The 19045-nt window shown below is 71.6% G+C and carries 17 protein-coding genes; 9 read left to right on the forward strand and 8 right to left on the reverse strand.

Going from position 1 to position 19045, the window contains the following annotated elements; all coding sequences use genetic code 11:
• The first annotated feature begins 65 nt into the window (after positions 1–65).
• Together DFP74_RS24980 and DFP74_RS24985 are read left to right on the forward strand one after the other, a co-directional pair.
• Positions 66–485, forward strand: coding sequence for a hypothetical protein (locus DFP74_RS24980; protein WP_147453912.1), 420 nt, complete (start codon positions 66–68; stop codon positions 483–485).
• 233 nt (positions 486–718) lie between these two features.
• Positions 719–2008: an Ig-like domain-containing protein gene (locus DFP74_RS24985; protein WP_121185297.1), complete on the forward strand. Its 1290-nt coding sequence runs from the start codon at positions 719–721 to the stop codon at positions 2006–2008.
• Between the two features lie 28 nt (positions 2009–2036).
• Here DFP74_RS24985 and DFP74_RS24990 read toward each other — a convergent pair whose 3' ends face one another.
• Positions 2037–3143: a saccharopine dehydrogenase NADP-binding domain-containing protein gene (locus tag DFP74_RS24990; RefSeq protein WP_121185299.1), complete on the reverse strand. Its 1107-nt coding sequence runs from the start codon at positions 3141–3143 to the stop codon at positions 2037–2039.
• 178 nt (positions 3144–3321) lie between these two features.
• Positions 3322–4290, reverse strand: coding sequence for an NAD(P)H-quinone oxidoreductase (locus DFP74_RS24995; RefSeq protein WP_121185301.1), 969 nt, complete (start codon positions 4288–4290; stop codon positions 3322–3324).
• 393 nt (positions 4291–4683) lie between these two features.
• Between DFP74_RS24995 and DFP74_RS25000 the strand changes: the two genes are divergently transcribed.
• Positions 4684–5271, forward strand: a complete 588-nt coding sequence (locus DFP74_RS25000; protein ID WP_121185303.1) for a TetR/AcrR family transcriptional regulator — start codon at positions 4684–4686, stop codon at positions 5269–5271.
• A 44-nt stretch (positions 5272–5315) separates the two neighbouring features.
• Here DFP74_RS25000 and DFP74_RS25005 read toward each other — a convergent pair whose 3' ends face one another.
• On the reverse strand, positions 5316–6191 hold the full coding sequence (locus DFP74_RS25005; protein WP_199725776.1) for a class I SAM-dependent methyltransferase: 876 nt from the start codon (positions 6189–6191) through the stop codon (positions 5316–5318).
• Between the two features lie 270 nt (positions 6192–6461).
• Between DFP74_RS25005 and DFP74_RS33635 the strand changes: the two genes are divergently transcribed.
• Positions 6462–8147 carry a protein kinase gene (locus DFP74_RS33635; RefSeq protein ID WP_158613055.1) on the forward strand — a complete coding sequence of 562 codons (1686 nt, stop codon included), beginning with the start codon at positions 6462–6464 and terminating at the stop codon, positions 8145–8147.
• A 52-nt stretch (positions 8148–8199) separates the two neighbouring features.
• On the opposite strand, the gene DFP74_RS25015 is transcribed toward DFP74_RS33635, so the two are convergent.
• Positions 8200–8652: a DUF4240 domain-containing protein gene (locus DFP74_RS25015; RefSeq protein WP_158613056.1), complete on the reverse strand. Its 453-nt coding sequence runs from the start codon at positions 8650–8652 to the stop codon at positions 8200–8202.
• Between the two features lie 89 nt (positions 8653–8741).
• Positions 8742–9257, reverse strand: coding sequence for a DUF1877 domain-containing protein (locus DFP74_RS25020; RefSeq protein WP_121188500.1), 516 nt, complete (start codon positions 9255–9257; stop codon positions 8742–8744).
• A 158-nt stretch (positions 9258–9415) separates the two neighbouring features.
• Here DFP74_RS25020 and DFP74_RS25025 point away from each other — a divergent pair, with 158 nt between their 5' ends.
• Positions 9416–10234, forward strand: a complete 819-nt coding sequence (locus DFP74_RS25025; protein ID WP_199725777.1) for a glucose 1-dehydrogenase — start codon at positions 9416–9418, stop codon at positions 10232–10234.
• A gap of 53 nt (positions 10235–10287) precedes the next feature.
• Positions 10288–10914, forward strand: a complete 627-nt coding sequence (locus DFP74_RS25030; RefSeq protein WP_121185307.1) for a hypothetical protein — start codon at positions 10288–10290, stop codon at positions 10912–10914.
• A gap of 239 nt (positions 10915–11153) precedes the next feature.
• Here the strand turns inward: DFP74_RS25030 and DFP74_RS25035 are convergent, their stop codons facing one another.
• Both DFP74_RS25035 and DFP74_RS25040 read right to left on the reverse strand, forming a co-directional pair.
• Positions 11154–12182, reverse strand: coding sequence for an SMP-30/gluconolactonase/LRE family protein (locus DFP74_RS25035; RefSeq protein ID WP_121185309.1), 1029 nt, complete (start codon positions 12180–12182; stop codon positions 11154–11156).
• Between the two features lie 20 nt (positions 12183–12202).
• Positions 12203–14020 carry an NAD(P)/FAD-dependent oxidoreductase gene (locus DFP74_RS25040; RefSeq protein ID WP_121185311.1) on the reverse strand — a complete coding sequence of 606 codons (1818 nt, stop codon included), beginning with the start codon at positions 14018–14020 and terminating at the stop codon, positions 12203–12205.
• 276 nt (positions 14021–14296) lie between these two features.
• Between DFP74_RS25040 and DFP74_RS25045 the strand changes: the two genes are divergently transcribed.
• A complete protein-coding gene (locus tag DFP74_RS25045) occupies positions 14297–14956 on the forward strand; it encodes a TetR/AcrR family transcriptional regulator (protein ID WP_233571152.1) in 660 nt (219 codons plus the stop codon).
• Positions 14957–15096: 140 nt separating this feature from the next.
• On the opposite strand, the gene manD is transcribed toward DFP74_RS25045, so the two are convergent.
• Complete coding sequence (manD, locus tag DFP74_RS25050; protein ID WP_121185315.1) at positions 15097–16335, reverse strand: D-mannonate dehydratase ManD; 1239 nt, start codon at positions 16333–16335, stop codon at positions 15097–15099.
• Between the two features lie 316 nt (positions 16336–16651).
• Here manD and DFP74_RS25055 point away from each other — a divergent pair, with 316 nt between their 5' ends.
• The gene (locus tag DFP74_RS25055) at positions 16652–17179 is read left to right on the forward strand and encodes a DUF1062 domain-containing protein (protein ID WP_199725943.1); all 528 of its coding nucleotides are present in this window, start codon (positions 16652–16654) and stop codon (positions 17177–17179) included.
• 264 nt (positions 17180–17443) lie between these two features.
• Positions 17444–18946 carry a uracil-xanthine permease family protein gene (locus tag DFP74_RS25060; RefSeq protein ID WP_233571153.1) on the forward strand — a complete coding sequence of 501 codons (1503 nt, stop codon included), beginning with the start codon at positions 17444–17446 and terminating at the stop codon, positions 18944–18946.
• The last annotated feature ends 99 nt before the right edge of the window (positions 18947–19045 follow it).

Below are 19045 nucleotides of genomic sequence, written 5' to 3' on the forward strand. Positions count from 1 at the left end.
GCGCCGCCGCCTCCTTCCGGCGGCCGCGGCCTGACCGGTTGGGTAGGATTTGTCCCGTGTCGGCGATGAACGTGAAGCGGTGGCGGCAGCCCGGAACAGGGGCTTTGCTGCTGTCACTGCTGTTCGCCGCCCACGTCTTCTGCGCCGCCGGAGCCGTGGCCGCCGCCCCGACGCCGGAGGCCGGCGGGACCGCCGCCGTGACCACCGCGACCACCGTTACCACCACGGCCGGGTCGGCGGACGCCGACTCCCCCGCCTCCGATGGCCACGACGAACAGCACCCCCTGTGCCCGTCCGATGCGAACGCGGGCCCCGACCACCGCGGCTCCGCGCTCGCGGGAGCCGCGCTCGCGGGCCTCGGCACCGGAACGGCCCTTCTACGCGTCCCCGCGGCCTACGCGGCCCCGTGGCAGCCCTCGACCACCGCCGCCGTTCCCTGGAGCGGGACGCGACTGCTCCTCTCGCTCTGCGTCCTGCGGGTGTAGTTCCGGTGCCCGGACCGCCCGGACCGCCTCGCGCGCGGCGTCGCCGCGCCGCTTGCGCGGGCCCGCTCGCTGTCGGCGCCGAACGCCGCGAGCCGGACTCCGCAAGCCATCAGCGCCCACGACCGCAGCCGCCTTACGGCCTGGACGACACCACGCCGCCGCACACTCACCACTTCCGCCCGGGCAGCCCGCGCTCCCGGAAGGTCCCCGAACCGCAGACGGAGCATCCGATCATGGGCACCACCCCTGCCGACCCGAAGAGGCGCCACGCGCTCGGCCTGCTCGCCCTGGGCGTCCTGGTCGCGACCGCGTGCTCGGCGCCGACGCCCGACACCTCGGGGGGCGAGGAGCCGCAGCCGCAGCCGCAGGAGACCGCCGCCCCACAGCCCGCCGTCCGTATCACCCCCGAGGACGGTGCGTCCGACGTCCGTCCGGACCTGCCCGTCGTCGTCGAGGCCGAGCAGGGCACGCTCACCGACGTGCGGGTCACGACGGCCGGCCAGGAGGACACCGGCGCCGACGAGATGACCGGCTCGTTCAATGACGACGAAACCGAGTGGACCAGCGACTGGACACTGGTTCCCGGCGCCGACATCACGGTGACCGCCACCGCCGAGACCGACGACGGGGAGCGGAACGAGGTCACCCACGCGTTCTCCACGCTCGCCGCGACCGAGGGCCGGCGCCTGGAACTGCGGTCGAACTTCCCCACCAGCGGACAGACCGTCGGTGTGGGCATGCCGGTCATCATCGACTTCGACCTGCCCGTAGAGAACAAGGCGCGGGTGGAGTCGGCGATGGAGGTGCTCTCCGAGGAGCCGGTGCAGGGCGCCTGGAACTGGTTCGGCGACCAGACCGCGGTCTTTCGCCCCGAGGAGTACTGGCAGCCCTACCAGGACGTCACCGTGAACCTGCGCCTGGCCGGGGTCCAGGCGAGCGAGGGCGTCTACGGCGTCGAGAACCACCGGCTCGAGTTCTCCGTCGGCCGGTCCCAGGTCAGCACCATCGACAGCGACACCAAGCGCATGACCGTCGAACGCGACGGCGAGCAGATCCAGGACTTCCCCACCAGCATCGGCAAGGCCGACGTCGAGCGCTACACCACCACCAGCGGCGTCCACCTCACCATGGAGAAGTACGAGGAGCTGGTCATGGACTCCTCCACCGTGGGGGTCCCGGTCGACGACCCCGAGGGCTACGAGATCGAGGTCGAGTACGCCGTGCGCTTCTCCAACAGCGGTGAGTTCACCCACGCCGCGCCGTGGAACGACCAGCTGGGCGAGGCCAACCTCAGCCACGGGTGCCCGAACCTGTCCACCGCCGACGCCCAGTGGTTCTACGAGAACTCCTTCCTGGGCGACCCGCTGGTCGTCACCGGGACCGACCGCGAACTCGAGGTCGACAACGGGTGGGGTTACTGGCAGCGCTCCTGGGACACCTGGCTGGCCGAGAGCGCCACCGGCACAGCCGACGACACCGGCGAGCCCGGCACCCCCGGCTCCCCGCACGGCGAGACGGACTGAACGGACTGACCGACCGCGGCCGCGCGGCTCAGACGCGTTCGAGGCCCATCCCGGCGCAGGCGTCGCGGAAGGGGTCCAGGCCGAAGGCCTCGACCGGCCCGACGACCCCGGGCACGGCGTCGGCGCCGGTGGCCAGGCGCTGGGCGGCCCAGGCCATGAGCTCACCGGTGAGCGTGTACGGGTTGGGACCCTCGACATGGACCTCCGCCAGCGGGGTGCTGCGCGGGCCCGCCGTGGAGGCGACGGCGACGACGTGGCTGCGGGTGCGTGCGCGTGCGGCCGCGTCGGGGCCGCCGGGCGGACCGCCGGCGAGCGGCCGGGTGAGCAGCTCGGTCAACCCGCCGCCCCCGGGCAGCCGCGTCACGGCGTCGGCGAGGGCCGTCAGCAGGGAGACCGGTCGGCTGAGGGCGCCGAAGCAGCCGTTGTAGACGGTGATGTCGCTCAGCTCGGGACAGGTGTCGGGCAGCAGGAGCACTTCGGTGCCCGAGACCAGGAACGCGGGTCGGCGGCGGCCTCCGACTGTGAATCCGCGCAGGCGGGAGGCGGTGCGTTCCTCGACGAGCCGGTGTCGGTGCAGCCGCACCGAGGGCAGGGTCAGGCCGTCGCGCATGGTGGCGCGGGTGCCCTGGCTGGTGCCGTTGCGCAGCGAGCCGGTGGTGTAGTAGCCGATGTCGAGGGCGTGGGCGGCCTCGCCTGCCTGCTGAGCGGCCAGGGCCGCGGCGAGGAGGCCGGGGACGTAGTCGTAGCCGAAGGCGGGGAGCATCACCGAGCCGGTCTCGCGGGCGCGCTCGTGGTGCCGGTCGCGCAGGGTGCGGACGAAGCCGACTTCGCCGGTGGAGTCGACGTAGTGGGCGCCGGCCTCGGCGGCGGCCCGGGCGACGTGGTGGCCGTGGCGTTCGAAGGGGCCGACGGTGGTGACCAGGACGTCACCGGGGCGCAGTCGTCCGCGCAGGCTCGCGGGTTCGGCGGCGTCGATCACCTCGTGGTCGAGCCCGCCGGAGCGTTCGGCGAGGGCGGTCAGGGCGGTGGCGCGGCGTCCGGCCAGGGTCGGTCGCTCGCCGCGGCGCAGCAGGGCGTCGAGGACGAGGCCGCCGGTGTAGCCGGTGGCGCCGAGCAGGAGGATGCGGCCGGTCATGGGTGGTGTCGCCCTTCGTGGAGGCGCGCGCGGACGCGGCGGTACGGGAGCCCGAGCCGTCGGGGGAGCCCGGTTCGGATGGCCCGCCATCGTAGGTGATGGCGCCGCCGGTGCGGGGGCCGGGCACCGGCGCCCCGGTGGCCGGGCCCGGTCCTCCGCGTGCCGGCGGCCGCCATGGTCAGCGTGCGTCGTCGTCGACGAGCAGGAACTTGCCGAAGTGCCCGCCGGCCTCCAGCAGCCTGTGTGCCTGGGCCGCCTCGGACAGGGCCAGGGTCCGGTCGATGACCGGCCGTACGGCCCCCTGCTCGATCAGGGGCCAGACTTGCTCCTGCACCTCGGCGACGATGGCGGCCTTCTCCTCCGGGGGCCGCGAACGCAGGGTGGTGCCGTGGACCGAGGCGCGCCTGAGCAGGAGTTCGGCGATGTTGAGCGGTCCTTCCAGGCCGTCCTGCATACCGATGATGACCAGGCGCCCGCCGGTGGCCAGGGAGCGGAGGTTGCGTGCGAGGTACCCGCCGCCGATGATGTCGAGGATGACGTCGTAGGGACCGTGCTCGGTGAAGTCCTCGGTGCGGTGGTCGATCACCTGGTCCGCGCCCAGGTCCCGGAGCCGTGCGGCCTGTTCGGGGCGGCCGACGGTCGTGACGACGCGGGCTCCCCTGGCCCTGGCGATCTGGATCGCCAGGGTACCGACGCCCCCGGCGCCGCCGTGCACCAGGAGCGTCTCGCCCTCGCGCAGGCGGGCGGTCATGAAGACGTTGGACCACACCGTGGCGGCCGCCTCGGGCAGCGACGCGGCCTCGGCCAGGCCGACCCCCGCGGGAACGGTGAGCAGCTGGCCCACGGGGACGGCGACCTTCTGCGCGTAGCCACCGCCGGTGAGCAGGGCGGCGACCTCGTCACCGACCTTCCACCCGCTCACGCCCTCCCCGAGCGCGCTGATGCGGCCGGAGGCCTCCAGGCCGAGGTAGGGCGAGGCGCCCTCGGGGACGGGGTAGAGGCCGATCCGCTGGATGGCGTCGGCCCGGTTGAGGGCGGTGGCCGCCACGTCGACGACGACCTCCCCGGCGGCGGGCACGGGGTCCTCGACCTCGTTCCACTCCAGGACCTCGGGACCGCCGAACTCCTTGATCGTGATCGCCTTCATGGCACTCTCCGTTCGTGGGGCTGGGTGCCGGGCTCTCGTGGCGGTCGTTCGAGCGTGCGTCGCGCCGACCCGTGCGGACGGGTCGGAGGAGAAGGCGTGCGAGCGCCCCGGCCGCGGAGAGCCGACGGACCAGGGCTCACCGACAGCCCTGATGTGTGCACTGCTCACACTAGGAACCGAAGTGTGCGGTGTCAACATTGGCGGCCGGCCCGATCGCCCCGATCGGGTCCGGCACTCAGCGACGGGATGGGAGGTGGCGGCACGCGGGGCGGGGCCGGAGGGCCCGCCACCGCTGGTCGAGCGGGTCCTGCCCCGCCCTCGCTGCGCCTATCATGTTCGCGACGCTCACATCACGGTCGACCCGGGCGTCGCGAACATCGGGGAGCGTGATCCGTGCAGCGAACGAGCGGCAAGTACCACCACGGTGACCTGCGCGCCGCCTGCCTTCGCGCCGCCCGGGAGCTGCTGGAGGAGGACGGCGGCAGCGGGCTGTCCATGCGGGCGGTGGCGCGGCGCGCCGGGGTGTCGGCCACGGCGCCCTACCGCCACTTCGAGGACCGCGACTCGCTGGTCTCCGCGGTCGCCGCCCAGGGCTACCGCGAGCTCGCCGCCCGGCTGGCCGCGGCGCACCCCTCACCGGAGACCCCCGGCGACCTCGCCGAGGTCGCCGTCGCCTACGTCCGCTTCGCCCTCGACCACCCGTCCCTGTTCCGGACGATGTTCGCCGAACCCTGCGACCCCGACGACGCGGAACGGGTCGCCGCGGGCACCGCCATCTGGGAGTACGTGCACCGCATCGTCGTCGGCGTCTTCCCCGGCGCCGATCCCGGGGCGCTCTCCACCGCGGTGTGGTCCCTCGTCCACGGTCTGGCGTTCCTGCACCTGGACGGCAAACTCGACACCACCGACGCCGAGGCGGTGGCCGCCCAGGTCCGGGCCGCCTTCCACGCCCTGCTGACCGCCACCCCGACGCGCGCGTAGCTGCGGCGCGCGTAGCGCTCCTCGGCCCCGCCGACGACCGGCGCTCAGCCCCGGCGCGCGGTGACGAGCCAGGCGGCCGACCCCACGCGCACGCCGTCGTCGGCGCGGTGGGCGGCCAGCGCGTTTCGCAGGGAGTCGAGGGCCCGCGTGCGGGTCGCGGGATCGACCTCGGAGAGCGGGCCGCGCACGGGTCCCATCTCCGACACGAAGGCCATCGCCTCGGCCATGTCGCCGCCCAGGCTGACCGGCTCCCGGACGGATTCGATCGCGATCTCGTCGAACCCGCCGGCCGCCAACAGCTCACGGGTCCGCCGCGGTTCGGCGAGCGAGTACGGCCCCGGGCCGTCGGTGTCCGGCGTCGGCAGCTCGACGAAGGGGGCCAGAGCGGCGCGCAGGGTGCGGGTCCAATCGATGTCCTGCGGCCGCTGCCAGCACAGGAAGGCCAGTCGCCCCCGAGGAGCCATGGCACGGGCGATGTTGCCGAACGCGGCGACGGGGTCGGCGAAGAACATCGTGCCGAACCGGCTGATCGCGGTGTCGAAGGCCGCCTCGGGGAAGGGATGGACCTGGGCGTCGGCCTCCTCGAAGCGCACGTGGTCCAGCCCTTGGCCGCCGGCCCGGCGCCGTGCGTGCTCCAGCAGGGGCCGCGAGAGATCGACGCCCACCGCCTCGCCCCCGCGGGCGGCCCGGGCGGCGGCGCACGTCGTCACTCCCGCACCGCAGCCGACATCGAGCACGCGCTGTTCGGCCGTGATCCCCGCCGCGTCCAGCAGGGGCGGGGTGTAGGCGGCCAGCATCTCGTCGTAGCGCAGGTACTGGGCCGCCCACCGGCGACCGTCATCGCCGTTCCACATCCGGGCCTGTTCGGTGTTGGCCACGGCCGGGCCCGGGCCGTCCGCCTCGGGAGTCGTGTGGGGCATGGTCACCTCTCCGGTCGTGCGGCCTGGGGCGACGGGCGACGGGCCCGTCGCCCCCACGCTGCCAGAGCGCGGGCCGACAGTCCACGCCCACCCGTCCTGGTGCCGTGCCCACATTGACCACGAGTCGAACGAACCGCGCACCGCCACCGCGGAGCGCACGTAAGGACCCACGGCAGGAATGGCCGGTTCCGGCAAGGAGGACGTCTGAGCGTCTGTTCCTTGGGATCATCTGTTGCGACCGAGCCGAACCCCCCTTCCGGAAGCGGTGCCATGCCCAGCCCTCTCCTCGATGACGACCCCGCCCAGGTCGGCCCCTACCGTCTCAGCGCACGCCTCGGCGGCGGCGGCATGGGACAGGTGTTCCTGGGCCACTCCCCCGGCGGGCACACGGTGGCGGTCAAGGTCGTGCGCCCCGAACTCGCCCAGGACGTGGACTTCCGGCGCCGCTTCGCCACCGAGGTCACGGCCGCTCGCAAGGTGGGCGGATTCTACACCGCCCAGGTCGTGGACGCCGACACCGACTCGACTCCGCCCTGGCTGGCCACCGCCTACATCCCCGGCCCCACCCTTCACCGCGCCGTCACCGACCACGGCCCCCTCCCAACGGGGTCGGTGGCCGTGCTCGGGGCGGGCCTGGCCGAGGGACTCACCGCCGTGCACGCCCACGGGCTGGTGCACCGCGACCTCAAGCCCGCCAACGTCCTGCTGACCCAGGACGGCCCACGGCTCATCGACTTCGGTATCGCCCGTGCCCTGGACTCCACCTCCCACACCCACAGTTCCACCGTTCTGGGCACCGCGGCGTTCATGTCCCCCGAACAGGCCCGTGCTCAGCAAGTCGGGCCCGCCTCGGACGTGTTCTCCCTCGGGTGCGTACTCGCCTTCGCCGCCACCGGCCGCAGCCCCTTCGGCCAGGGCCCGATCCACGCGGTGATCTTCCGGGTGGTGCACGAGGAACCCGACCTGGACGGAATATCGACACCTCTGCGGGACCTGATCGGCGCCTGCCTGGCCAAGGACCCTGGTGCCCGGCCCGGCCTGGACGAGATCCTGACCGCCCTGGTCACCACCACGCCCTCCGATCGCACCCGTGACCGTAGGCACTGGCTTCCCGACGACTTGACCGAGGTCATCGGTCGGCACCGCACCCTGCCCCTGACCACGGTCACACCCACGGCCAGGGTCAAGCCCTCCGACAGGCCCCGGGTTCCCTCACAGCCGCAGCCAGTGCCAGCCGAATGGCCCCGATTCTCGCTGGCCGACGAACGTGCACTCACACTCGGGCGGGGCCATCCGCACCCGGCCAATCTGTACCAGTACGCCGTCTACGTACTGCTCGCCCTCTTCACCCTGTTGTCCGTCATCACGGTGATCCAACAGATCGTCGGCGCCGCAAGCCTGAACGAGTGGCACTCGCAGCAGGCAGGTTGGTACCATCACGAAGCCCTGTGGACCATATACTGTATACAGATTGCTTCGGGTGTGGGCCTCGTCGTGGCCTGGCTTCTGTGGTTCCGTCAGCTGCGCACCATCGCGGAGGAACTCGAACCCGGTCGACTTCGCTTTCCGCCAAGCATGGCGGTCCTCGGATGGCTCATCCCGCTCGCGAATCTCTTCCTGCCCAAAATGATCGCCAACGACATCTGGCACGCCTCAAGTCCACCCGACAAAGACGGTCGGATGGCCCCAGCAGCCCTACTCCACACCTGGTGGATCCTCTGGTTGGCCACGTTCCTCACCTGGCCCGTCTTCTGGCTGCGGTGGTCCGAATTCGTCATCCGGGAATGGGATGATCTCGGGGACGACGACACCGCCACCGACCTCTACTTCTATGACTACGAACCCGTCATCTGGCTCAACCTGGCCGTGCGCGTCGTGGCCATACCGGCGGCGATCGCCGCTGCGCTCTTCGTCCAGCGGCTGACCGCCATGCAGGCCGCCAGGCTCAACGCCTGACCGCAGCGCCCGCACGTGAACGGCGACGGAAGGTCCTCTCGACCGCGACCGCTCACACGGCGTCGATCTCTTGACCGGTCATCTGCGCGTGGACTTCGTAGGCGAGGTAGGCGAGGCACTCCGCCGAGTGCACACGCGGGTGAACGAAGGCGGCGAACCGCGGTGCGTCCCCGAGCACTCCTTCGTAGGTGCGCCGCCCGGCCAGGACACAGGCGTGCCTCGCGTACAGGAATCCGTCCTCGGTCTGCGGGATCCGGCCCACCAGCGGGGCGTCGACGCGCATGCTCCGCAGAACGTCAAGGTCAAGGGCCTCGACCCGAGCGACGAGTTCGCGGCGGAAGCGCCTGACCCCCTCCGGATCCAGCCGCTCCAGCCTGGTCCTCACCCCCGTCAGGGCCGCCGCGACGTCCGCGGCGTCCCCGATCCGGTTCGCGCCGATGACGGTCCAGAAGTCCGTGGGCGGGAGCGGTCCGCCCGCCCCGATGCGGTCGGTACGTTCTTCCACGGTGCCTCCCGGTGCCGGCCGACGGGCTGCGGTCGCAGGTCGCCTTCTCACTCGTAGCACCCGGGTCCGACATTGGTATTCGGAGCGGGTCAGTCTGTCCAGGTCAGTACTGCCAGCCCACGTTGGCCGGCGATGAGATAGAAGCTCCGCAGCAGCACGAAATGCCCGACAAGGTACTCGCGCGGGTGTCCATCGAACCCTCGGAATCCGCATGCCTCGGCAGCTTCCACGTCGTTCACAGGCAGGCAGGTGAGTACTTCACCGATGTCCAAAGCGGCCAGTCCTCGGGCCACTTCCGCCGCTGCTGCGGGTGCGAGAAGGGCTGGAGGGGAGTCGAAGCCGTCATAGACCTCGGGATGATCGAGGAACTCGACGTCGCCGCCCGGGTCTCCTGAGATGCTCCGCTTGAGGACCTGGACGCACGGCCCCTCGATGCGCATGCGTTGACAGAAGCAGATCAAGCCCCAGATCGCCCAATCGAGATCCACCGTGTCCTCCGCGGGCGGGTCCCAACCGGGGTCGCCGTCATGTGCCACTTCCGCAGCCGCACGGCACTGAGCCAGGTACTGCGGGGACACCCGTGCGAGTTGCTGTGTCAGCGCCATGCATTGAAGTATCGCGGCCAAGAGGAGCATCATCTGACCGCAGGGCCGGTCCCGCGCTCCTCCCGGCCCGCGGCCCGCGCGGCGTGGTGGTCCCCGCGATCCGGACCACCGTGCGGTAGACAGACTCCCGTACCCCTGCCACCGGAGAGGGAGATGCTGTGAACGGCGAGCCCACGACCGACGCGTTCACGATCGAGCCGCCCGACGCGCGGCTGCTGGACGGCCGCAAAGCCCTCGTGACCGGCGCGGACTCCGGGATCGGGCGCGGCATCGCCTACCGGCTCGCCGCGCACGGCGCCGCCGTCGCGATCAACCACCTGGACGACCCGACCACCGCCGAGGCGATGGCCGAGCGGATCCGAGGCGCCGGCGGCACAGCCATCACCGTGCGGATGGACGTCACCCAGGAGGACCAGGTCCAACGGGCGTTCGCCCGGGCGACCGATGCGTTCGACGGCCTGGACCTGCTGGTCAACAACGCCGGGGTCCAGCGCCCGTTCCGGCTGGTGGACATGGAGCTGGAGTGGTGGCGCAAGGTCATCGACGTCAACCTCACCGGCACGTTCCTGTGCTCCCGAGAGGCGGCGCGGACCATGCTCGACCGCGGCTCCCGCGGCGCGATCATCAACATCAGCAGCGTCCACGAGGAGATCCCCTGGAAGGAGTTCTCCCACTACTGCGCCTCCAAGGGCGGGCAGCGCATGTTCACCCGCAGCATCGCGCGTGAGCTCGCTCCGCACGGCATCCGTGTGCTGGCCGTGGCGCCGGGAGCGATCGAGACCGCCATCAACCAGGACGTGGTCGCCGACCCGCAGCAGCGGGAGGCGGTGAAGGAGGAGATCCCGCTGGGCCGGTGGGGCGAGGTGTCCGACGTCGCCGGCATGGTGGCGTTCCTGGCCTCCGACCGGGCGGAGTACGTCGTCGGTTCGACGGTGTTCGTCGACGGCGGCATGATGCTCTACCCGAAGTTCGTCTGACCCGTCCCGGATATCGCATGGCGCCGTAGGCCGAAACGGACCACACTCGACGCATGATCCTCGTCCACCCCGTCGTGGAGACCCGCCTCCTCAACGGCTTCGCACTGTGGCCGGCCACCGATTTCACAGCGTACGAATTCCTGGCCCTGCACGACTCACTCGACCCGCCCGAGGTCGGCGCGGCGATGATGAGCATCATCGCCTGGAACGGCGGCGGGCCCCTGGACCACGACCTTCCTCCCGCGCCCTCCGAACCGCTCGAAGGCTTCCTCCACGGATTCCTCGTCCGGGACGAGCTCTTCGCACCCGGAGGCCTGCGCGTCACCGACACGGCGCACGGCACCACGCTGGTGCCCGGGTGCTGCGCCGGGCTCGGGGAGTGGCGTGACTGGTGCGCATTCGTCGACCACGACCGTCCTCCGGACCTCGGCCACGACCCCACGCCCCGCGCGGAGCTTTCGGGCGAGAACGTCCGGCTGACCGTCGACACCGAGCGGGACGACAGTCCGACGATCGACCTGACCGCGGCGGAACTCCGTCCCCTCCTCGCGGGCGTCGAACGCGACCTGGCCGGTTTCCTCCGGCTCACCGCCGCGTGGTCCGAGCACCACGTGCCCGGCCACGCCGCCCCGGTCACCGCCGCCCTCGCCCGAGCCCTGGACATGCCCTCACGCACTTAGACCGTGTTTTTTGCGGCATTTCCGGGCTCGCGGCCGCCAGGACCGCCTCTCGCGGCGCCTCTGCGCTCGAAAAGCACAACCAGGCTGAACTTCGCACATCGTCTTGCGAGAGACGGACCTGACGACCGTCGCGAGCTCACCCGAAAGCCTGCAGAAAAACACGGCCTGAACCGTGGTGGTCGCGGCGCTCCGGCCCCGCGGCCGCCGGGACGCTCCTCACCGCACCGGGTCCCGCGAGGTCAGCCGCCGTTGGACTGGCGGATCCCTTCGGCGAGTGCGTCGAACCGGTAGACGAACCCGCCGTCCGCCCCGCTGACCGTCATGTACGCGTCGGTCGTCCCCGGCGCGATGGCGACGTTGGTCGCGGAGTCCAGCCCCTCGGCGGCGTCGGAGGGCACGCTCGCCGTCATGAGGTGCTCTCCGGTCGAGGAGTGCACGCGGATCCCCGGCAGGCCGTGGGCGGCCAGGTAGACGTTCCCGGCGGCGTCCACCGCGATGGAGTCGACCTGGGTCGTGCCTCCGTCGAGGTGGAAGGCGGCGTGGGAGGTCACCACCTCCGTGCCGTCCTCGTTGAGCACGAGGTGGTCGACACGGTTCGCGGCGTACTGGCCGACCCACAGCCCTCCGAAGTCCTCGCTGAAGGAGATGCCGTTGGGCGCGGGCTGCTCGTCGGCCAGGACGGTCGCCTCCGCCGTGTCCCGGTCGATCCTGACCACCCGCCCCCGGAGCTCCCACGCAGGGTCCGAGTACCCGGTCGAGTCACTGACGTACATGTTCCCGGCCTCGTCGAAGGCCAGGTCGTCCGGCTGCATCGGCGTCCCGTCGACGTCACCGGAGAAGAACGTGGCCGGGTCCCCGCCCTCCGGTGTGATGCTCTCGATCCTGCCCCCGGCGAAGTCCGTCAGGTACAGCCGGTCGTCGTACGGGCTGAACTGCGCGGACGTGTACGCGCCCGCGTCGTCGGTGAAGACCGGGGCCACCTCACGGGAGTCGGTGTCCACTCTGAGCACCTTGGGCTCTCCGGCGGGGGCGGTGACGTCGACGACGAGCAGGTTCCCGTCGGCGTCGAAGGTCGGGCCCTCCAGCAGGGTCATACCCGTCTCGTCGTGGACGGAGGTCACCTGGACCAGGAGTTCGGCGGTGGGCTCCGTGTCCTGGTCCGCGCTCGTGACGGTGCCGGCGCATCCTGTCGCCGCTCCGGCCAGGGCGATCGCGGCGAGCGCGCGGACGCCCGCCGCTCGCCGTGTCCCGCGGATCTGCGTGTGCATGGGGTTCCCATCGAACGGATTCACGCCTGGGAGTCCAGGACCTCGTGCATGCGGCTGTCGCGCCACTGCCCGAGCAGCCGGTGGAAGGCCACCGGGCCGGGGCTGTAGGAGAAGCCGCCGTGGATGCCGGCGCCCTCGCGGTTGTAGTAGCCGGGCGTGCACTCCGCCTGGAACGCGGAGTTGTCGTGCGCGGTCTCGCGCACCGTCCGGCCCCACGCGTCGGCCGCTTCCGGCGAGGGCTCGACCACGGGGGCGGCGTTCTTGCGGGCCCGGGCGACGACGGCGGCGATGTGCTCGGCCTGCTCCAGCAGGATGTGCGCGAAGTTCACCGAGTTGGCGTTCTGCAGCGCGCCCAGGTGGAACAGGTTCGGGAAGCCGGGGCTGTAGAAGCCGTGCAGGGTGCGGGGTCCACGGTTCCAGGAGGCGAGCAGGTCCTGTCCGCCGCGGCCGCGGACCGGCAGAGTGCCCGACATGACGCCGGAGACGCCGACGTCGAAACCGGTGGCGAAGATGACACAGTCCACGGCGTACTCGGTCTCGCCGACGACGATCGCGTCCTCGGTCATGCGGGTGATGCCGCCGTGGTCGGCGGTGTCGACGAGCGTGACGTCGGGCCGGTTGAAGGTCTGGAGGTAGTGGTCGCTGAAGCACGGCCGCTTGCACATGTACCGGTACCAGGGCTTGAGCGTCTCGGCCGTGGCCGGATCCTCGACGACCTCGTCCACCCGCGCCCGGATCCGGTTCATCTTCCGCGCGTCCACGAGCTCGTCGATGCGCTCGCGCTCCTCCGGCGAGACGCTGGTGTCCAGCGCACCGGTGATCATCTTGCGCTGGAGCCGGGCGGTGGACGTCCAGCCGTCCCTGGTCAGGTCGGTCTCCACCGGCTCGCCGGAGACGATGGCAAGGAAGTTCTCCATGCGCTCGCGCTGCCAGCCGGGCCGCAGGGCGGCCGCCCACTCCGGGTCGGTGGGTCGGTTGTCGCGCACGTCCACCGAGGACGGCGTCCTCTGGAACACGTACAGGTGCTGAGCGTCGCGCCCCACGTGCGGGATGACCTGGACGCCGGTGGCACCGGTGCCCACGACCGCGACCCTCTTGTCGGCGAGGCCGTCGAGGCCGCCGCTCGCGTCGCCGCCGGTGTAGCCGTAGTCCCACCGGCTCGTGTGGAAGGTGTGGCCGCGGAAGGTCTCGATGCCCGGGATGCCCGGCAGCTTGGGCTGGGTCAGCGTCCCGGAGGAGGTGATGACGAACCGGGCGCGCATGCGGTCGCCCCGGTCGGTCTCCACGATCCATTCGTCGGCCTGGTCGTCCCAGGTCAGGCCGGTGGCACGGGTGTGGAAGAGGGTGTCGCGGTACAGCCCGAAGGTCTCGGCGATGGCCACGGCGTGGCGGCGGATCTCCTCGCCGGGCGCGTAACGCCATTCGGGCACGTAGCCGACCTCCTCCAGCAGGGGCATGTAGGAGTAGGACTCGATGTCGCAGTGGATGCCCGGGTAGCGGTTCCAATACCAGGTCCCGCCGAAGTCGCCGGCCTCGTCCATCATCCGGATCGACTCCACGCCCGCCTGCCGCAGCCGCGCGCCGGTGGTCAGGCCGCCGAACCCGCCCCCGATCACGAGCACCTCGACGGTGTCGGTCAGCGGCTCCCGCTCGGTCCGCGGGGTGTAGGGGTCCTTCGCGTAGTAGCCGAACTCGCCGGCGGCCGCGCGGTACTGGGCCGTGCCGTCGGGGCGGACGCGGCGTTCACGCTCCCGGGCGTAGCGGGCCCGCAGCGCGTCGAGGTCGATCTCCTCGCCCGGGTCGCCGGTGTTCGGGGGCGCGTCGAAGTCTGTACTCACGTGCGGTCCTTCCTCTGTCGCCACGGCACCGCTCACTTTTAAGTCAGGCGCATGACTTAAGATAACAGCACGTGCTGACCCGATTCCGCGTCCGCGCGACCCGGGAAGGAGGAGGGGCTGTGAACGGAGCCGCCACCTGGGCGGTCGCGTTCGCGGTGTGGCGCTCGCCACTCCGGTCACCCGGGCCCTCCCACGGGCCGCTTCCCGCCGCGGACGGCTCCACCGCTCGACCGCTCGTCCACCCGGCCTCCGACGGCACTCGGTACGGTGGGGTCCATGAGGAGCAGGATGACGCGGTCGGACCAGGTCGCCGTGACGCGGGAGACGATCCTGGCCACGGCGGAACGGCTCTTCGCCGAGCACGGACCGGCCGGCGTCTCCAACCGCCAGATCAGCCAGGAGGCGGGGCAGGGCAACAACACGGCGGTCAGCTACCACTTCGGGTCCAAGGACGGCCTGGTCCGCGCGATCGTGCGCAGGCACACCGAGCAGATCGACGAGATCCGCCACCGGATGGTGGCGCGGGCCGACGGCTCCACCGCGGCCAGGGACTGGGTCGCGTGCATGGTGGAGCCCTTCGCCCAGCACCTGGACGACCTCGGCCCCCCGACCTGGTTCGGCCGTTTCAGCGCCCAGGTGATGACCGACTCCGCCTACCGCGAGGTCATGACTCAGGAGGCCCTGGACTCGCCCCCGCTGCGGCACGCCGCCGAGCGACTCAAACGCCTCCTGCCCGACCTGCCGCCGGACATCCTCGTGGAACGGCAGGACATGGTCGGCCGGCTGATGGTCTACACGATCGCCGAACGCGAGCGGACCCTCGCCGTTGGCGACCCGCTGCCCGCGGACTCCTGGGCGCGGGTCGCCTCCAGGCTGACCGACGCCCTCACCGGGCTGTGGCTCGCCCCGGTCACCGAACTCCCGACCGCACCGTAGGCGGTGGCGCACGACCGGCCACGGCCCGGGACACGGGCCCAGGGAGACGAGCCCGGGGACACGGGCCCCGGGGCGACGCCCCCGGGGCCGGTGCGGGCACAGTCACCCGGCCCCGCGGGCTGACGGGACCCTCCCGTCGGTCACCAGTCGTGCACCGTCCCGTCGGCCAGCCGGTTGTAGGGCAGGTACGCCCGCACGTAGGGGTACTTGCCGGCCTGGTCCACGTCGAGGGCCACGCCGAGACCGGGCTCCTCGCCCGGGTGCAGGAGGCCGTCCGACCAGGTGAAGGACTGCTGGAAGACCTCGTCGGTCCGCGCCCCGTGCTTCATGTACTCCTGGATGCCGAAGTTGTGGACCGCCAGGCCCAGGTGCATCGCGGCGGCCATCCCGACCGGCGAGATGTCGGTGGGCCCGTGCATCCCGGACTTGATCTGGTACTGGGCCGCGTAGTCCAGGACCTTGCGCAGGTGCGTGATGCCGCCGGTGTGCGTGACCGCGCTGCGCACGTAGTCGATGAGCTGCTCGCGGATGATCTGCTGGTAGTCCCAGACGCTGTTGAAGATCTCCCCGATCGCCAGCGGCGTGGTCGTGTGCTGACGGACCAGCCGCAGCGCCTCCTGGTTCTCCGCGGGCGTGCAGTCCTCCAACCAGAACAGGTCGTAGGGCTCCAGCGCCTTGCCGAGCCGGGCGGCCTGGATCGGTGTCAGCCGGTGGTGGGCGTCGTGCAGCAGCGGCAGGTCGGGCCCGAACTCGGCCCGCACCTTCTCGAACACGGTCGGCAGGTGCCGCAGATAGGCGCGGGTGTCCCAGTCCTCCTGGGCGGGCAGGGCGCCGCGCTGGGCGGGCTCGTGGTCGTAGCGCACACCCTTGTTCGCCTCGGAGGTGGCGTTGCCGGCGATGCCGTAGATGGACTTCAGGCCCGGGACGCCGGTCTGGACACGGATCGCCCGGTAGCCCTGCTCCTGGTGGGAGCGGATGCTGTCGAACAGTTCCTCGGTGTCGCGCCCCGACGCGTGCCCGTAGGCCAGCAGGCCCTCGCGGGAGGCCCCGCCCAGGAGCTGGTAGACCGGCATCCCCGCGGCCTTGCCCTTGATGTCCCACAGCGCCATGTCCACCGCCGCGATCGCGGCCATGGTCACCGGCCCGCGGCGCCAGTAAGCGCCGCGGTAGAGGAACTGCCAGGTGTCCTCGATCCGGTGGGCGTCGCGGCCCAACAGGAGCGGGACGACGTGGTCACCGAGGTAGGAGACCACCGCCATCTCGCGCCCGTTGAGGGTGGCGTCACCGAGCCCGACGTGCCCTTCGTCGGTGGTCAGTCGCAGCGTCACGAAGTTGCGGTCCGGGCTCGTGACGATGACTTCGGCCCTGTCGATGATCATCGCTGTTCCTTCTGGTCCGAATGGCGGTGGTGCATGATCTCATCCGCCGTGCGCGGCGATCGGCCTCGGCCCTACGGTCGCCGGTGGAGCACCTCCCGAACGAGTCGAGTCGCCCCTCCGGAAAAGGGGTGGACCCGGCGAGCGGTGGTCGCCTATTTTGGTGCCTCCCCGACGTGAGGACGTAGCGCGCATGACGCCCCCCGCTCTGTAGATCTGACCTCCCCGTGCATCGGTCGCCGGCCAAGCCGCCGGCTCTGCTGCCATGCCTTTCGTCAGATCCTCAGAGAGATCGCGCTTGTCTTCACACGTTCATTCCGTGCTGCCCTGGGCCGTGCGGCGCACCCGCCTGCCCCTGCTCACCCTGCCGTGCGTGGACTGTCCGTCCGAACGCGCCGACACCGGTGACGGCAGGTTCCGCGTCAACGCCAACGGCAAACTGCTCGACGTCTGGCTCCTGGTCAACTGCGTCGCGTGCGACCGGACCAGCAGGCTCACCGTCCACCACCGCGTCGCGGTCCGCTCACTGCCCGCCGACCGGCTGGCCGGGTACACGACCAACGCGCCCTCCCTCGTCGCGGAGATCCTCCTCGACCCGTCGACCGCCCGGCGGGGCGGCTTCGGGCTCGACTGGGAGGGGTGCTGGGAGCTCCACGCGCCTCCGCCACCGGAGACGCCGTGGCCCCTTCGGGTGGAGGTCGCCTTCGACGCACCCGTGGCGGTCCGGCCCGATCGCCTCATCGCCCAGGGCCTGGGCATGAGTCGCAACGAGGTCGTGCGCCGGGTCAAGAGCGACGTCCCGCTGAACCGCCCGACGAAGCGGGGATTCTCCTTCGTGCTGGTCTAGGCCGTGTCTTTTGCGGCATTCCGGGCTCGCGGCCGCTGGGGACCACCTCCCAGACCATCGGTGGTCCCCAGCGGTCCCGCGTGACCTGGTCGAATCCGACCGCCGGCCGGGCCGACCGGTCCGGCCGGCGGTCGCGGGTCTTTCCCGTCGACCCCCTTGACGCTGCCCCGGACCTCCCCGCATACTGACGGCCAAATCGATTTGGCCAAGGCGGGGGCACTGGCCGAAGCGGTTCGGCAGCAGTCCCTACGAACGGAGCCCACCGTGGTGACAACCCCCCGGCACCCCGTGGACGAGTACCGTCCCCTCAGCAGAATGGCGCTCTTCGGCCTCCAGCACGTGCTGGTCATGGCGGCCGCACCGATCTCCAGCGTCTTCATCGTCAGCGCGGCCCTCGGGCTGTCCACCGAACTCAGCGTGAACCTGCTCGCCGCCTCGTTCGTGCTGTCCGGCATCGGCTCACTGCTGCAGTCGCTCGGCCCGTTCAGGATCGGCGCCAGACTGCCCTTCGTCATGCTGCCCGGCGGCGCACCGGTGGTGCTGTTCATCTCGATCGCCGAGCAGCACGGCGTGCGCACCGCCGTCGGCGCGGTGATCATCACCTCGGTCTTCTACCTCGTCGTCCTGCCCGTGTTCACCCGGCTGCTGAAGTTCTTCCCGGCCCTGGTCATCGGCACGATGATCGTCATCGTCGGCGTGAACCTGGTGAAGGTCAGCGCGTTCCTGATCACCGGCCGCCCCGGCGACCCCGACTTCGGGGACCCGCGCGCGCTGCTGCTGGGAATGGCCACCATCGGCTTCACCATCGCCTTCTTCTGGCTGTTCACCGGAGTCCTGCGGCAGATCGCCGTGATGCTCGGCTTCGTCAGCGGCACCGTCCTGGCGGTCCTGCTCGGGACCACCGACTTCAGCGGGGTGGCCGACAGCGGGTTCGTGCAGGCGCCCCAGCCGATGCCGTTCGGCGTTCCGGAGTTCAGCCTGCTCGCCTCGGTCCCGCTGCTCATCTACAGCTTCGCCTCCATGGCCGAGACCACCGGCCAGACGGTCGTCAACGGACAGGCCGTCGGCAGGGACGTCGACATCCGCCGCGACGCGCCCAGGACCATCCGCGCCGAAGCGCTGACCTCGCTGGCCGGCGGCTTCTTCGGCACCCCGCTGATGGTGTGCAGCGGGGAGAACATCGGCATCGTCCGCGTGACCGGCGTCCGCAGCCGGTTCGTCACCGTGGCCGCCGGGATCATCCTCATCGTCATCGGGTTCGTGGCGCCGATCACCGCCGTGGTCAGCGCGATCCCCGCCCCGGTGGTCGGCGGGACCGCGGTGCTGGTATTCGGTGTGGTCATCGTCCTGGGCGTGCAGATGCTCCAGCGCACCGCACTGGACGACCACACCAACACCTTCATCATCGGCGCCGCACTCGCCCTCGGGCTGATGCCGATCCTCGTGCCCGGCATGTACGAGGCCTTCCCGCCCAACGCCCGGATCCTCCTGGAGAGCGGTGTCGCGGTCGGCGCCGTCAGCGCCGCCGTCCTCAACGCGCTCTTCCACCACCTGCGGCCCCGCCTGTACGGCACCGCCCGACCGTCCACCGAGGATGGGACCGAGAGCCCGAGCCGGCCCGACGCGGCCGACGGCCGGACCACTCCCGACGGTCACCCCGACGCGGCCGACGGTACGGCCGACCCCGGTCACTCCCCCGCACCCGCCGACGGTACGGCCGATCCCGGCCGCTCCCCCGAGCCCATGGAGGACGACCTCCGCTTCTAGGGGCGTCGCGCCCGTCGTGGGCCGGCCGTGCCGCTCACGACGGGCGGCGCCCACGGCGGCACACGCCTGGCCCTCCCTCTCACTCCCCCGCGCGAACCG

Source organism: Nocardiopsis sp. Huas11, from assembly GCF_003634495.1.
Taxonomy (GTDB): Bacteria; Actinomycetota; Actinomycetes; order Streptosporangiales; family Streptosporangiaceae; genus Nocardiopsis.

What these genes read in the sequence shown, in the direction of transcription:
- DFP74_RS24980 (WP_147453912.1), top strand. Translation starts at nt 66, where the DNA reads ATGAACGTGAAGCGGTGGCGGCAGCCCGGAACAGGGGCTTTGCTGCTG.
- DFP74_RS24985 (WP_121185297.1), top strand. Translation starts at nt 719, where the DNA reads ATGGGCACCACCCCTGCCGACCCGAAGAGGCGCCACGCGCTCGGCCTG.
- DFP74_RS24990 (WP_121185299.1), bottom strand. Translation starts at nt 3,143, where the DNA reads ATGACCGGCCGCATCCTCCTGCTCGGCGCCACCGGCTACACCGGCGGC.
- DFP74_RS24995 (WP_121185301.1), bottom strand. Translation starts at nt 4,290, where the DNA reads ATGAAGGCGATCACGATCAAGGAGTTCGGCGGTCCCGAGGTCCTGGAG.
- DFP74_RS25005 (WP_199725776.1), bottom strand. Translation starts at nt 6,191, where the DNA reads ATGCCCCACACGACTCCCGAGGCGGACGGCCCGGGCCCGGCCGTGGCC.
- DFP74_RS33635 (WP_158613055.1), top strand. Translation starts at nt 6,462, where the DNA reads ATGCCCAGCCCTCTCCTCGATGACGACCCCGCCCAGGTCGGCCCCTAC.
- DFP74_RS25020 (WP_121188500.1), bottom strand. Translation starts at nt 9,257, where the DNA reads ATGGCGCTGACACAGCAACTCGCACGGGTGTCCCCGCAGTACCTGGCT.
- DFP74_RS25030 (WP_121185307.1), top strand. Translation starts at nt 10,288, where the DNA reads ATGATCCTCGTCCACCCCGTCGTGGAGACCCGCCTCCTCAACGGCTTC.
- DFP74_RS25035 (WP_121185309.1), bottom strand. Translation starts at nt 12,182, where the DNA reads ATGCACACGCAGATCCGCGGGACACGGCGAGCGGCGGGCGTCCGCGCG.
- DFP74_RS25045 (WP_233571152.1), top strand. Translation starts at nt 14,297, where the DNA reads ATGAGGAGCAGGATGACGCGGTCGGACCAGGTCGCCGTGACGCGGGAG.
- manD (WP_121185315.1), bottom strand. Translation starts at nt 16,335, where the DNA reads ATGATCATCGACAGGGCCGAAGTCATCGTCACGAGCCCGGACCGCAAC.